The sequence below is a fragment of the Legionella tucsonensis genome (assembly GCF_001468035.1).
Lineage (GTDB): Bacteria > Pseudomonadota > Gammaproteobacteria > Legionellales > Legionellaceae > Legionella > Legionella tucsonensis.
This window is the reverse complement of sequence record NZ_LNZA01000001.1, coordinates 1,056,292-1,071,040: the sequence shown is the minus strand read 5'-3', so window position 1 is coordinate 1,071,040 and position 14,749 is coordinate 1,056,292. Positions and strand designations below refer to the sequence as shown.

Genomic DNA, 14,749 nt, shown 5'->3' with positions numbered 1-14,749 from the left:
CAAAGAATTTTTAGTTGTGTTCTTAATAAACACTTAATAATTTGTTAAGAATCAATATATACAATTTATCTACTTTTAGATCAAATTAATAACTGGTGAAAAATGTTCCAAAAAAAAGACTCCATAAAAGGTTTTACGCTTAAATATACAGGCACTAAATTTAAAGACAACGATGACTCTGTTCATGGAATGGAAGCATTAAGAAAGAATTTTTCCGAAATGGGCGCTTTAGCCATTCGATTACAATTAAGTTTAGCCCAGTTTTCTGCCTTGATTGAACCAGTTTGTGAAGAAAACTATGAAGAAAACTCTACTGAACATACTGCCGAAGGAAAAAACCAACTTGATTTATTTGGTCTTTCCAAGGAAAGTTCACCAGTTTCACAAGGTACAAAATTATTGGAAAAATCCAGTCATTATATTGTTGGAAAAGGAAAAATATTAAATGAGCGTAACCAAGCTCTTAAATACCCCAATACAGAAGGTCTACGTGGTGGGGAATCAATTTGGGATACCATTCATTTTTCGGTTTGGCAAACAGGAATCTGTCTCAGTAGCCAACTATCAAAACAAGGTTTTCTCTATCTTTGCCATCCCAAAGGAGTAAATGCAGAACAATATCAACGCATTACAGAGGAGTTAGATAAAGGCAAATTTGAAATTATCACAGAACAGGATAAAAAAATTGTTAAAACTCGCTCTGGTATGGTGATAGAAACATCTGCTATTCCCTCAAATACCAAAATTGATCTTGATCCTGAGCACACTCAGACTTATCAAGACAATGGCTTTGTAGTTAATGTAAATGATCGGCCAGCACCAATGGGTTGGATTATCAAAGAGAGCACTAGAAAATTCGTCAAGCCAGAATATGCAGACGATGTAATGCGTGTAATACGACTTTCCAAAAGTGGTTTTCGACGCTTACCGGAAGATCAAGGAAAGTTATTAATGCTTGGTTTAATGACAGGTAACGAACATATTCTACATACACAAAATCGCTCATTCAACGCAATGGATATTCTTCTTGAAATTCTGGAAAAAGAATATGATTTTGAACCTTCAAAATTAATGGATTCTACCGTAACGAAACGTGTATTTGCTCAGATGCAAAAAGATGCGAAAGAAAAAGATATTGTTGATGATTTATTAACAATAAATCTTGCACTTGAAATGATTCAGCCATTAAAAACCAGCCTGACCCAAAGTACAAGACATCCTTTACTAAAACAATTAACTAACTCCTATACAGTAAATCAAAATACGCTCAAAGCAATTATCTATGCTTTTGATCTACAGAAAAAAAATGGTAGTCCTGCTCTCTATTTAGACAAGGAAACGCCAATTTCAACAGATGAAGGATTAATTGATGTTCGAATTAATGGAGAATTGGCTACCCCCAACTTATCGAACCCTAAAAATGCAGCTGCATTATTATCCATTGCGGTTCTTGTTTCAGAACAAATGATCATTGAACAATTGCTGCGAGATACAGCTCATTACGGAGAAGAACATCCTAATGCACAAGCACTCAAAGCGATATTAAATGATGATGAGCTGTTTTTAAAGCTGAGAGAAGAATCTTTGCATTTACCAACTAATGAAAACGGACCAATTTTAGGACTGCAATTTGCTTATTGCGAAGAAATCATTGCTCAAATCAGAGAAAAATTCGGTACTAATCATCTCATTGAGGTGATACGTCAATTAGAAAATGATGAGCCAATGGTGATTAATCCGAATACCATTACTGCTCTTAGGACATTATTTGGTGTAGGTGAAACCCTACAACAACTCGAAGGAACTTCAGGCATCAAAGCATACTCTAGAGGAATTAATGGAGGATTAAGTTTAGTAATCCTAAATTTTGCCCCATTGCTATATAATGAACTTTCCGATACAACTCCTCCTGTTCCTGTATTGCAAACTATACCTGGAGAAAAAGCGCGTAGTGATTTGGAAGCAATGGATGCCTGTCCTTTCCTTAGTGGTAAGTTAGGATGTAATTCCGCTGAAAATCCTCATATGCAAAAAGAACATGAGGTAAAAAAAGAACAAACCACAGGTTCATGGTGTGGTTTCTTTACGAAAGCAGTCGTTACAACAGGAGTATGCGCTGCAAGTGTTTATCTTGGAAGTCAAATGTTATAACGAAACGTAGCCCGTATTTGCATGGCGAAATATGGGCTTTCCCCCTTAATGTTTCTAAATCCATCTCAATTAGAAAGCCGTATTTCTCATTTTTTAAATTCAAACCTATAATAAAAAGAAATTAATATTACAGGGACGACTCTTATGAAAATTCTTCATGGATTACTGCTGCTCTCTTCTTTAATTTATCAAAGCGCTTATGCTGAAAAACCACTTTCCCCACCAAGTGGACAATCGCCTCAATGCGAACAAGCTTATGAGAGTTCTGGACAGATTAAAACCATAAACAATGTTTTTAGCACCTTATCAACTACCTGTCATTCTGCTGGCGGGATGAAATTAATGCATAAAATCTTAATATCAGAATATTCAAATGAACCAACAGGGGTTTTATTTACCTGTACAGGGGAAGATTTAAATTTTGTTGTTTTTACTTGTCTCTTTTCAACAAATATTGGAAGCTTATAAAGAGTAAAATACACCTAAGTTAAGAAAATAATTTCTTTATAATCTGCTGGTGCTTGCTTATTATATCCTTATTAAAAACACTAAAAAAACACATTGAATAAAATGTAGCGTCACTTTAGCTTACAAAGGTTTGACAGGCTATAAACAGACTTATCCACAGAAAATGTGAGTAACATGGTCGCTGTCGCATAATGATTTGTATGGTAATTGCTCAGCGGCAATTTTTTTACCGTACAAACTCGTATAAAATCAGGGCCAGTGATTTCCATTACCCCAATCGTGGCACCTCGGTCAGTTTTCTATCAATCTGTGGCTCATTTGCAGATTTCTCCACTGCTTTATTATTTGTTGGACTACCTCTCCTGACGTATAGCGAGTAAGCTGCCTTAGATTGAATCCAAACACGGCAGCATAGCCAGCACTTTTGGTCGTTTCGCCGCAGAAACTTGGATATTTAAAAAAGACTTAGTTATCTTAAAAAATAAAAAAAACACTATTGGCTCACATAAATTTTCTTTTTATTTAGATTTTGATGGTCTAATTTCGCACTAATAATAACTTTATACGTATAACGTTCTTAGACAAAATTTCAAAGAGTTTGATCGACGCCCATTGGGAATTATGATATAATTTTATACACTTTTTGGCTTTTAGACGTCTTATATACGTACTTGCACATGCCCTCGTTAACAACAACTAGTATTTTCATTTATTGCGTATTTTTTTTAATAAGTGCCTTGATTGAATCGATGTCCTTTAATGCGCTTAACGCATCGGAACGAGAAACTGTATCGAAGCGAAAAAAACTTCCTTTTATGACTGATTTAAACAGTATCATTAAAGTATTTTCCTTTTCATTCATCGTTATCTGTATTACACCTTGGCAAATGCGATATAAAACCTATTTATACAGTAATACTCAAGAACTGATTTTTCTCTATCATGTGTTCATGGTTTTTTTTGTTGTCGCATTTGTACCCATAATCAAATACTTACAAAGCGACATTAGAAATGAACGCATTCCCGAATGGTATCTTAAAAATATATTAGTCGGGGATTATATTCATCTATGGGGTATTTTATTCGCGTGCTATGCATCAATTCCCAATTTTTAGTGAGTAATTTCCCAACCTCTTCCTTTCCTAAGGCCACTGTTCCTATTTTTTTATATGGCTTGGATGAAGCTGGAAAAACGGGAGTTAAGGATTCGTTACCTGGGCTTTTGTATGTTTCACCCAGGCTACGATAAAATTTAATTCACATGTCAAACCACAAGGGGGACAATTTTATAGGGAACCAGTTCACAATATTTTTTCCAATCATGGCCATACTTAGCGGAACATCGTTTATCATCACGAAATGCTCTGTCAAATAATAGAACAGTCAAAAAGCAAAGGTAAAAATACGGTGCAAAATTATCAAACAAAGCAGGAACAGACCAAAAAAATGTACCTGCAAGCTCTGGAATATAGTGGAAATGCCTAGCGATTCCCCACCATCCAGAAGCAAGTAATATGGTTTGTTTTTTATCTCCTTCCGTAGTCTCATAACGTGCCAACACAGTGATCGGTTTTTTACCCCAGATTTTACATTCGCCTTGGGTCGCTCGTGTAACAAGTCTTTGTTTGTCAGCAAGATAATTAACAATAATGCTCGTTAACCCTAAGCCTAAAATGAGGATTGCCCATATAAAAGATAAATGAATCGGATGAAGCACAAGATACATACTTGGCGAAGTATAAACACAAGGAACCCATACCATGCACCCCCAGCAAATATAAAAACCGGCGCGATCATGCATGATGTCTAGGGATCGTAAATAACCCTTTTCCCACATGTAAAATTTACTCAGATAAACAAATTGCAAGAAAACAGAAATGAACATTGAGTTGGATAGACCGCCTAATTCTGCTTGTTTGGCACAATAAGAAATAAGAAATAACCCCCAGCTCATCATACCAAAACGGCAAGTAATAAATTTTTTAATACTCCATCCCCAAACTTGAGGATAGAGTTCTGTTCCCCAATAGTAATCAAATAATATATTCTTGGTTATTCCCGAATCGGTTGTTGAAGGAAAAAAACGTCCTTTAAGATACAAAAATATACAGAAGATAAAACTCAACAAATTCAATGCACCGAAAAGTGCTCCCAGATTGTCATAAAGAATAGAGGCCGAGAATAAATTGAAGCCAAACGATGCAATACAAAAAGTTGCCATCGTGACAATAAATGCCAAAACACCATTATCTTTATAAACCGGAACGTTCCCTTTAGGCGTAATAGGACCATTAAATGGTTTTCCTGGAAGAATACGCATTAAGGCCAACTCAAATACAACAAAAATTAAAATCATTTTCCAAGCAATAGAAGATCCCCAAAAGTGAGGACTCCATACTGTCGCTATTGTTTGCAAAAAACCGTTTTGGGTTATTAAATCCCATAGAACAGACAAAGACCCTTGAAGTTGAGTATTGGTATACCACATCAACATCACAAAAACAGGGCATGAAAGGATAAGAAATAAGGGGCCTAAGGTATTCCTAATAGTGAAATTCATAAATGCTTCCTTACATTTTTAAAAAACCTGGAGAGGATTATAATACAGGAATTTTTATCATTTAGTATCCTTTTAATGAGTTGATAAAGTGACAAGCTAAAACCAGAATAGAGTGCGTATTTGCTTTAGTTGCTACTTTAATATTTAATTTATTGTATACACTCGCAAAAAAGTGAATATCATGTCCCAATACCGTATCGAACACATGACACAGGAAGAAGTTTCAATTGCTGTAGAATGGGCACGAAAAGAAGGTTGGAATCCAGGGCTAAATGATGCGGAATGTTTTTATCATACTGATCCGCAAGGTTTCTTTGCTGGCAAATTAAATGGCCAAATTATTGCTGTCGGTTCCGCTGTAGTATATGACCCATGTTTTGCTTTTTGTGGATTTTATATAGTAGATAAAAAATATCGATCCCAAGGCTATGGGATGCAATTAACTCGTGCTCGCCTGCTGTATGTTGGTGATCGCAATGCGGGAATCGATGGGGTGCTTGATATGATCGATAACTATGCTCATATTGGTTATCAGTTTGCACACAGTAACGCACGCTATGCTTTAGAATATACTCGACTGACTCCAAAGCCTGATCCTAATTTGGTTGAATTAAAGACGGTTCCTTTTGAGCAATTAACTCAATATGATCGTCACTATTTTCCTGCACCAAGACCTAAATTTCTCTCGGAGTGGATAAAACAAAATACCGCCTTAGCTCTTGGGTATGTGCAAGAAAAACAATTAAAAGGTTATGGAGTAATCAGAAAATGTTTCGAAGGATATAAAATAGGCCCCCTATTCGCAGATACCTCTTTCATCGCTGAAAAACTGTTCGAGCAATTGGTCGAATATGCTCAAGGAGAAACAGTTTATCTGGATATTCCTGAAAATAATCCCCTAGCTGTTAATCTAGTAAGTAAATATAAAATGTCTAAAGTATTTGCAACTGCTCGAATGTATTTAAAAGGAGCACCTAAACTATCTATTGAAGGCATTTATGGTATTACCACCTTTGAACTAGGATAAATATGCGTGATTTAGTGGGTTATGGCTCAGAAGAAAAAAATTTTTTTTGGCCCAATAAAGCAAAAATTGCCATTAATTTTGTGATTAACTATGAAGAAGGAGCAGAATTAAGCCCTATCAATGGTGATTCACAAGCAGAAAACAGTGGTGCAGATTTTCCTTTTATACCCAAAGCCAAAGGGCAACGAAATCTGAGTATGGAATCGTTTTATGAATATGGGAGCCGCGTAGGTATATGGCGGCTGCTGCGCTTATTTGACCATTATAAAATACCGCTTACTTTTTTTGTTACCGGACAAGCGTTGATACTGAACCCTTTATTTGCCGATTACCTGGCACGACAGAACCATGAAATAGCAGGACATGGATGGCGCTGGATAAATTACACCAATATCCCGCGGAACGTTGAAAAGAAACATATTCTTTTGTGTATTGAAACCCTAAAAAAACTAACCGGACATAAACCCAGAGGATGGTACACTGGGCGACGAAGTAAAAACACTCGAGAATTATTGCTTGAGATCGGGGGGTTTCTCTATGATTCAGACAGCTATGCGGATGAATTGCCTTATTATAGTGAGAACCATTTAATAATCCCCTACTCTCTTGACTGCAATGACTTCAGATTTACGACTACACCAGGCTTTGCCGACAACAAAGCATTTTATGAGCAATTAATGAATACGTTTCATTATCTTTATCAAGAAAAACGCCTCACATTAATAACTATAGGTTTGCATCCACGTCTGAGTGGAAAACCCGATCGTTGTCTTATGTTAAAACAGTTTTTAGAGCATATAATGCAGTATCAGGATATCTGGATAGCAAGACGAATTGATATAGCTCAATTTTGGTTGGAAAAAATCACCCCCTGAATAATTAAATGAAATTGAAAACAGATAATCCCTGAATCAGTACAAAACTTTGCTGCGCAACTTCTAAATTATACAGCTCCTGCTTGAATTCAGTTGCAGCAGCTAATGGGTCAACTTCTTGTAGCCGCTTTAAAATAATTTTGCTTTGTTCAATTAAATCAGCATTTGCTGTTTCAGCATGTTCTAGCTGATTTAGGCGAGCCCCCAGGTTAGCCCTAGCATCCAAAATAGTAGTTAAAGCACTATCTATTTGAGCCAATATTTGATTATTTACGGTTGTTGCTGCTGCCTTTTCCGTAGCAGTTGAATAGGGTTGATTCAAATTATTAATCATATTCTGGATCGTTGCAAAAACCGACTCATTCTGCGAGGGGTTAATTAAAAAGGCATCACCAGGATTTGGCATTCCTGAGACTTTAATTTCCATACCATTAAAACTGACAGCCATCCCCTCCTCGTATAAAGGGGCATCATCAGGTAAACCTGTAGGAGGGATTACATTCCCGCTTACTGCTCCACTAACCATGACGACCAACTGCCCCTGTGAATTTAATGCAAAACCCATGGTGTAATCATCAGGCACATAGGCTGAAGGGGTAGTTATCGAACCCGTATTTAATGACGCAGTTCCCGTATTAGGGGTACCTGTTTGTTTAATAGTAAAGCTACCATTTCCATTGGGTATACGCATAAAAAGAGCATCACCCGGATCATTGATAGCCATTTGTAAACTACTTGCGACCAGCTGAAACCGCTGTGTACTGTCGCCATTGTATACATATTGTCCCGAGGAATTAATTGAAAAAGGTACAGTCGATGTTTGTCCACCACTGAACATATAATCACCATTAATATCTTTTGTATTGGCAAAATCAAGCAGCTCATTCAAAATGATGTTCGCCTCGATTGCTAATGCCTTACGATCCTGTTCAGACAATGTTGCATTACCCGCCTTAACCTGAATCTCCCGCAAGCGTTGTAAACTGGTTGTACAATCATTCAAAATGGATTCTTCCATACTCAGCGCACTATCAGCACTTTCACGATTTTTTTGAAGAAGCTCCGTGGTGCTTATACGTTGGTTCATTAGTTCTATCTGCGCAAAAGCGATAGGATCATCAGACGAATAACGTACCTTTAAAAAATTTTCGCTTAGTTGCTCTTGCAGTTTTGCTACGCGTTCTTGCTTAAGTAATAAACTGCTCAAACTGTTCTGATAAATTTGATTTGTTGAAATACGCATTTATCACCTCATTATTTGAAAAAGAATTTCCATCATTTGATTGGCTATTTCCATTAGCTTTCCCGCAGCTTCATATGCTTGCTTGAATTGCAGTAAATTTTCCGCTTCTTCATCCAGATTAACCCCACTAATACTTTCCTGATAATCTACAGATTGCTTATATAAAACCTGAAATGCATCACTGCGATTTTTAGCCTCGTTAGTCAGGCTGCCTGAATCAGAAAGTAAATCAGAATAAACGTCAAAAAGGGTTTCTGTACCGTTAGAAAAAATATCTTGTTGTTGAATTCCAGCTAAAAGTAATCCATTACGATTATCACCATATCCCCCTTGGTTGTACTGGGCAGTAAACTGATCACCTGTATTTGGAGCTCCGGATAAAGTAATAGAATAAGACGGATTGATATTATCCGGAATCTGAATCACATTGTCTGCATTGGGAACAAACGCAATTGGTCCAGTGGTAATACCATCAGTAACGTTAATTAAATTGAATTGAGTTGGGGAGATAAAATCAATAGTATATTGTTTTGTAACCTCCGTGGTATTTAAAACAGCCCCCAAGTCAATTTTTCCTTGCCCTGTATTGTTTAGGGAAGCACTTGTTTGCACAGGTGAAGCAAGTGCCAATTGACGAGCATCACTCATCAATAAAGCAAAGTTCGATGCAGCCCCACGCGTAGGCATAATTGTAAAAGAATCATTATCTACCAAATTAGCTATGTTATCTACAGTAATAGTCATCCCATCAACTACAATTTGTCCTGCAGGAGGAGCTGGTGGATTGCTACTCCAATTTAAAGTTACAGCAGAGCCATCAGAATCGCGAATGAGTGTTACCTGATTTGCTCCTGCATTGGTAACAACTAATTGGTAATCAGTTATTTTAGTTTGTGAAATATCAGAAATATTCACAGACAATACTCCAGACCCTGCATTTGTAGCTGCTTCAATCGAGCGATTCAATTGCAACGCTTGACTGTTATAATCAGTAAAAATGTTCTGTCCTAGTTGATTGTTCAAATCCATACCCAAACGATTTTGAACATTGAATGTCTGTGCTAAACCAATCGCCATTTGGCCTATTATTTGACTCGTTTTAGATAAAATGTTTCTTTCATAATCCAGTAAACCACCTAATGTTCCGCTTGCTATTTGATTTGTAATATCTGTTTTTCCTGCGCCTGTATCCAATGAAATATGAGTCCCTTGTGCTGTTAATTGATCATAACTCACCGTCATAGCACGTTGCGTTGCTCCAATCACCAGCATTTGACCGCTACCAATACCCACATTTACCATCCCATTATCCTGTTCCACAATAGTTAAATCGGAGTATTCAGACAGTTGCTTGAGCAACTCATCTCGCTGATCCAACAACTCAGGTGAATTAGGAGAGTTCATTATTTGTCCGTTCACAGCAGCAAGATCTGATGTTAATTGATTAATTTTATTTGCTATTTCCTTTATCTGCGCGGTGGAATTTTCTTGATATTGATCGAGATTTTTCTGTAAAAATAAAAATTGACTTGCTAATAATTGACTTTGACTCATCACAACATTTCGCGACGCAACGCTGTCTGGTGCATTGTTTAGTTGACCTAACGAATCAAAAAAGGATTGCAAAGATGAGGAAAGACTACTGCCATCCTGAGAAAGTAATTTATTAATTTGTAGGGCTTGCTGGTAAAAAGTGTCATATTGAAATTTAATGCTTTGGGTACTTCTCACTTGAGCATTAGCAAATTGATCCACGTTACGGGAAACATTATTAACTGCTACTCCAGTACCAATAAAAGAGCCCGCAAACTTGCGTGATGGAGTTGCAGTAAATTGAATACTTTGTCTTGAATAACCTCGAGTTTTGATATTTGCAATATTATTTCCAGTAACACTCAATGCGTTTTGAAAAGCATTCATTCCCGAATAAGCAATACTTAGTATTGACATAATTACTCACTCCCTGACCTAACATTCAAATGTCCATCAAACTTGCTCTAATAGCTCACATCGTTCAATTGCCTGCTTTAATTCTTCACCATGATAAATTGATAAAATTTTTGTACCATACTCAGGATCAGTCGCATATCCTGCCTTATGTAATTCATTGACATAAAGCTCTGGATCTTCTGCACTGGCTAAAGCATTTTGATATCGTTCACTACCTTTAATTAAAGAAATATAATCATTAAAGCTATGTTCAATAGATGAGTATTTTCTGAATGATGCATTTACTTTAATTGGAGTATCTGCAAAATACTCTGTTGTTTTTATATTTACTGAGTCAAGTTCGCTACCATTACTCGACTTGATATTGAACAAATTATTGCTGCTGTTCCCATCAATATCCTTCGTGACAAATTTTCCCCATCCTGTTTCCAATGCTGCTTGCGCCATCAGAATTTTAGGATCCAAACCAATGAGCGATGCAGCTTTTTTGGCCTGAGGCCAAATTGAGTTGACGAACTCATCAATTGTAGCAGCTTCTGGTATATCCTGTTTTGCTGATTTAACTGGAATAGCCGGCGAAGAAATCTCCGTCTTAGCAGGTGTACTCTGTGCTGGTTGATTATCCACATTAGGCAGATTACGTTCCATTTGTTTTACAAGCATGTCAGCCAAACCGATACTCTTGGAATTTGCAATAGTACTCGCATATTGAGCATCTAACATATCCTGAAAAGTTTCCCTATCTTTACCTCTAAATGGGCTGGACTCATCAAGAAAGTGCTGCCCCATACGCATACTTTTCAACATGGATTGTAAGAATATCCCTTCAAATTGCTTCGCTGCATCAGGTAGCGCTTCTTTTGCATTGTTTTGAGCTTGAACTTTTAGTTCATTTAATGCATTAAAATCACTCGTTGCAATTCCATGTACGGTCATATTAATCCTTTATCTTAATCGATGATGCTTCACATTTTTAAGCAAAATACACACCTATATCACAATTAATGTGGCATTTAATGCACCTGCTTGTTGTAATGCTTCAAGAATCGCAATCACATCAGCTGGAGTTGCACCAACAGCATTAATACCTCGAACAATATCTTTTAAAGTCACACCACGCGGCAAGACAAAAGCATGGTTATTTTTTTGGTCAATAGATACTTGTGACTGCTGTGTTGAAACTGTTCGTCCATCTGCAAATGCATTAGGTTGGCTTATCACTGGAGTCTCAGTCACACTGACTACCAAATTACCATGCGAAACTGCAGCAGATTTAACAATGACATTAGAAGAAATAACTACTGTTCCAGTACGTGCGTTAATAATAATTTTAGCCATTGCCTCAGCGGGTTTAAATTCTATATTTTCCAACACTGAAACATAATCCACACGTTGAGACATTTTTTTAGGCGCCGTAACGACTACTGAAGCAGCATCCAATGCTCTGGCAGTTTCTGGCCCCATCATTTCATTAATAGCATCGCTCATTCGCTTCGCTGTTGTAAAATCAGGGGTATGTAAATTAAAGGTCAAATCCTTTGTAAAATAAAAAGGATTAGGTATATCTGCTTCAATGGTAGCACCATTCGGAATTCGCCCTCCGCTGGGAACATTTACCGTAACACTTGTACCATCACTTCCTGCAGCACTTACACCTGAAACAATCACATTTCCCTGAGCCATTGCATAAACACGCCCGTCCGCTCCTTTTAATGGAGTCATTACTAATGTACCACCTAATAAACTTTTTGAGTCGCCAATCGACGAAATATTGACATCGAGGGACTGACCTTTTTTCATAAAAGAAGACAAACTTGCTGTCACCATGACTGCAGCCATATTTTTTGAATTAAGCTTGGTTCCGGGTTGTATGTTAACACCTAATTGAGTGAGCATGTTTGCAAAGGTATCTTCGGTATATCGAGTTCCGTTTTTATCTCCAGTACCATTTAAACCAACAACCAAACCATAACCAACTAACTGGTTGGTGCGAACGCCAGCCAAAGTAGCAATGTCTTTAATGCGTTCGGCATAAACATGATTTGTGATCAAGTTTATCGCAAACATCCATGTAATTATCAGCAATCGCCGCATTACAATTCCTTAATTAAGCATTCTTCTAAATACCAATCCCTTTCTAACTAAGGAGCCAGAAAATACTCCATTTCAAATCATATTCTTAGATCGCAGGTTAGATTATGTTGGGAATAATGGTCCCCACATAATTCGCGCTAACCATCCCTGAGCATTCGTATTATTCACTTGTCCAGTACCGCCATAGGCAATACGAGCATTAGCCAGACGATCCGAGGTGATCGAATTATCAGCTCGAACATCCTGAGGACGAATAATGCCAGAAACACGCACATACTCCTCACCTTGGTCGATTTTAACCCACTTTTCTCCCTGGACTACCATGTTGCCATTAGCCAAAACTTGAGCTACAGTAACGGAAATGCTTCCCGCTAACTTATTATTCTGTACCGCCTGCGCAGAACCATTGAACTGTCGCCGATTGTTCAAATCAAAATCCATACTGTAACCGCTACCAAAAGATATTGGTCGCCCCAAAAAGAGGTTGTTTTTGACTACATTCGTATCTGTTTTCATCTGTTGCAGTGTCGCATTTTTTGATGCATTGGTGCTTTCAACCAAAAATACGGTGATTATATCACCAGCGTGCCTAGCCCTTGGTGTTTCAAAAAGAGGCAATGCCGTTTCAGCGCTATAAATAGCTCCAGACTCTTTCCTCAACTCCTTTGGATCAGGAGTTGTAGGATAGGTAGGCGCATACTCAGGATCCTTTCCCCGCTGGGGAGGATTTAAAAGTTCGCACCCACTCATAAGCATGACAACTGAGCTTACAAAAAGTAGATTAAATAATTTCATTAATGAAATCTTCTTAAACAGTTTGATTCAAGTATTGCAACATGTTATCCACTGTCTGGATGCCCTTTGCGGTAATTTCATAGCTTCTTTGTGCTTGAATCATATTGACTAATTCTTCAACCACATTCACGTTCGAAGCTTCCAAAGAGCCTTGCAATAAAGTACCTACGCCTGAATTTCCTGGGTTATTCAGTGTTGACGCTCCACTCGAAGCAGTTTCAATAAAAAGGTTTTGTCCTATAGGTTGAAGCCCTGTCGGATTAGTAAAATTAGCGAGTTGAATGGTGCCAAGTACAGTAGGCGTATTGCTTCCCACTACAGTAGCACTCACCACTCCCTCCGTGCTAATTGTTACTCCTAATGTTTGAGCAGGAATATTTATTGCAGGTTGCAATGCATACCCATTCATATCAACAAGCTGACCTGTGTTGTCCACTGTAAAAGTACCATCACGCGTATAAGCTTGAGTGCCATCTGGCATTAAAATTGTAAAAAATCCTTGCCCCTGAATCATTAAATCATAAGGATTGCGTGTATTTTGTACACTTCCCTGTTCAAATATTTTTTCTGTAGCAACTAAATGGACACCAGCACCTGAGTTTATTCCCGTTGGAATTAAAGAATTCTCTGAAGATTGGGCCCCAGCTTGGCTTGTATTTTGATACAACAAATCTTGAAATATTGCTCTATCTTTTTTAAATCCAGTTGTATTAACGTTTGCCAAATTATTAGCAATCGTAGCGATATTTTTTTCTTGTGCTTCCAAGCCTGATTTACTTACCCATAATGCTGGCTCCATGGGGATCCCTCCGCAATTATTCTTCAACTAAATTGGTTATCATTCCTGCAATACTTGTGCCAATTTTCGGAAATTTTCTTCGACTGTAGATATCACCTTCATATGTGCATCATATTCACGCCCAGAGGTAATCATTTCGACCATCTGATCAACAGCATTCACATTAGAACCTTCAATAGCCCCGCTTTTAACCTTAACATTACCATCAGCAGCGGCCGGAATTCCACCATTTTTTAATTGGAATAAACCTTCTGAATTTTTAACAATATTATTTTTATCCAGTGTAACCAACTTAATTCTGTCCAATACAGCCGCACTTTTAGGATCACCACCCAGTGGAACAACTGTAATTGTGCCATCAACTCCTATGTTAACGGATTGGGCTGGAGGAATCGAAATTGGACCGCCATTCCCTAAAACCGGATGTCCAGAGGCAGTTGTTAACAAACCATTGATATCCAAACGTAAGTTTCCAGCCTTAGTGTAAGCTTCTTTGCCTTGACTATTACCTACCGCAAACCAACCATTACCTTCAATTGCTATATCTAAATTGCGCCCTGTTGTCACAATCTCACCAGGGCTCAAATCAATTGCGCTTGGGTTTTGTATAGAAAAAGATGGTCCTTTGCCGGATCCATCTGTATTTGCATACATGGTTTGGGCTTGATACATATCCGCTTTAAAACCTGGGGTACTCACATTCGCCAAATTATTGGCGATTATCTCCTGGCGCTTAAAGCCGATCCTCCCACCACCAGCGGCATTATACAAGATAGGATCCATGAGT

At 37.7% G+C, this 14,749-nt stretch carries 13 protein-coding genes; 5 read left to right on the top strand and 8 right to left on the bottom strand.

Annotated features, from left to right (window positions below):
* Positions 1–102 precede the first annotated feature (102 nt).
* The 3 genes from ceg17 (at position 103) to Ltuc_RS04610 (ending at position 3,734) form a co-directional block, all read left to right on the top strand.
* Positions 103–2,151 carry a Dot/Icm T4SS effector Ceg17 gene (ceg17, locus tag Ltuc_RS04620; RefSeq protein ID WP_058520142.1) on the top strand — a complete coding sequence of 683 codons (2,049 nt, stop codon included), beginning with the start codon at positions 103–105 and terminating at the stop codon, positions 2,149–2,151.
* 144 nt (positions 2,152–2,295) lie between these two features.
* The gene (locus tag Ltuc_RS04615) at positions 2,296–2,619 is read left to right on the top strand and encodes a hypothetical protein (RefSeq protein ID WP_058520141.1); all 324 of its coding nucleotides are present in this window, start codon (positions 2,296–2,298) and stop codon (positions 2,617–2,619) included.
* A gap of 749 nt (positions 2,620–3,368) precedes the next feature.
* Positions 3,369–3,734 (top strand): hypothetical protein, encoded by a 366-nt coding sequence (locus Ltuc_RS04610; protein WP_238584067.1) that lies wholly within the window; start codon positions 3,369–3,371, stop codon positions 3,732–3,734.
* A gap of 149 nt (positions 3,735–3,883) precedes the next feature.
* On the opposite strand, the gene Ltuc_RS04605 is transcribed toward Ltuc_RS04610, so the two are convergent.
* Positions 3,884–5,179 carry a phosphatidylethanolamine N-methyltransferase family domain-containing protein gene (locus Ltuc_RS04605; protein WP_058520139.1) on the bottom strand — a complete coding sequence of 432 codons (1,296 nt, stop codon included), beginning with the start codon at positions 5,177–5,179 and terminating at the stop codon, positions 3,884–3,886.
* A gap of 181 nt (positions 5,180–5,360) precedes the next feature.
* Here Ltuc_RS04605 and Ltuc_RS04600 point away from each other — a divergent pair, with 181 nt between their 5' ends.
* Together Ltuc_RS04600 and Ltuc_RS04595 are read left to right on the top strand one after the other, a co-directional pair.
* Complete coding sequence (locus Ltuc_RS04600; protein ID WP_058520138.1) at positions 5,361–6,206, top strand: GNAT family N-acetyltransferase; 846 nt, start codon at positions 5,361–5,363, stop codon at positions 6,204–6,206.
* A gap of 2 nt (positions 6,207–6,208) precedes the next feature.
* Positions 6,209–7,081, top strand: a complete 873-nt coding sequence (locus tag Ltuc_RS04595; RefSeq protein ID WP_058520137.1) for a polysaccharide deacetylase family protein — start codon at positions 6,209–6,211, stop codon at positions 7,079–7,081.
* 4 nt (positions 7,082–7,085) lie between these two features.
* On the opposite strand, the gene flgL is transcribed toward Ltuc_RS04595, so the two are convergent.
* The 7 genes from flgL to flgF form a co-directional block, all read right to left on the bottom strand.
* Positions 7,086–8,324, bottom strand: coding sequence for a flagellar hook-associated protein FlgL (gene flgL / locus Ltuc_RS04590; protein ID WP_058520136.1), 1,239 nt, complete (start codon positions 8,322–8,324; stop codon positions 7,086–7,088).
* Between the two features lie 3 nt (positions 8,325–8,327).
* Positions 8,328–10,274, bottom strand: coding sequence for a flagellar hook-associated protein FlgK (flgK, locus tag Ltuc_RS04585; protein WP_058520135.1), 1,947 nt, complete (start codon positions 10,272–10,274; stop codon positions 8,328–8,330).
* Between the two features lie 36 nt (positions 10,275–10,310).
* Positions 10,311–11,210: a glucosaminidase domain-containing protein gene (locus Ltuc_RS04580; RefSeq protein WP_058520134.1), complete on the bottom strand. Its 900-nt coding sequence runs from the start codon at positions 11,208–11,210 to the stop codon at positions 10,311–10,313.
* Positions 11,211–11,264: 54 nt separating this feature from the next.
* A complete protein-coding gene (locus tag Ltuc_RS04575; RefSeq protein ID WP_058520133.1) occupies positions 11,265–12,368 on the bottom strand; it encodes a flagellar basal body P-ring protein FlgI in 1,104 nt (367 codons plus the stop codon).
* Between the two features lie 102 nt (positions 12,369–12,470).
* The gene (locus tag Ltuc_RS04570) at positions 12,471–13,163 is read right to left on the bottom strand and encodes a flagellar basal body L-ring protein FlgH (protein ID WP_058520132.1); all 693 of its coding nucleotides are present in this window, start codon (positions 13,161–13,163) and stop codon (positions 12,471–12,473) included.
* Positions 13,164–13,176: 13 nt separating this feature from the next.
* On the bottom strand, positions 13,177–13,962 hold the full coding sequence (flgG, locus tag Ltuc_RS04565; RefSeq protein ID WP_058520131.1) for a flagellar basal-body rod protein FlgG: 786 nt from the start codon (positions 13,960–13,962) through the stop codon (positions 13,177–13,179).
* Between the two features lie 39 nt (positions 13,963–14,001).
* On the bottom strand, positions 14,002–14,745 hold the full coding sequence (flgF, locus tag Ltuc_RS04560) for a flagellar basal-body rod protein FlgF (protein WP_058520130.1): 744 nt from the start codon (positions 14,743–14,745) through the stop codon (positions 14,002–14,004).
* Positions 14,746–14,749: the final 4 nt, after the last annotated feature.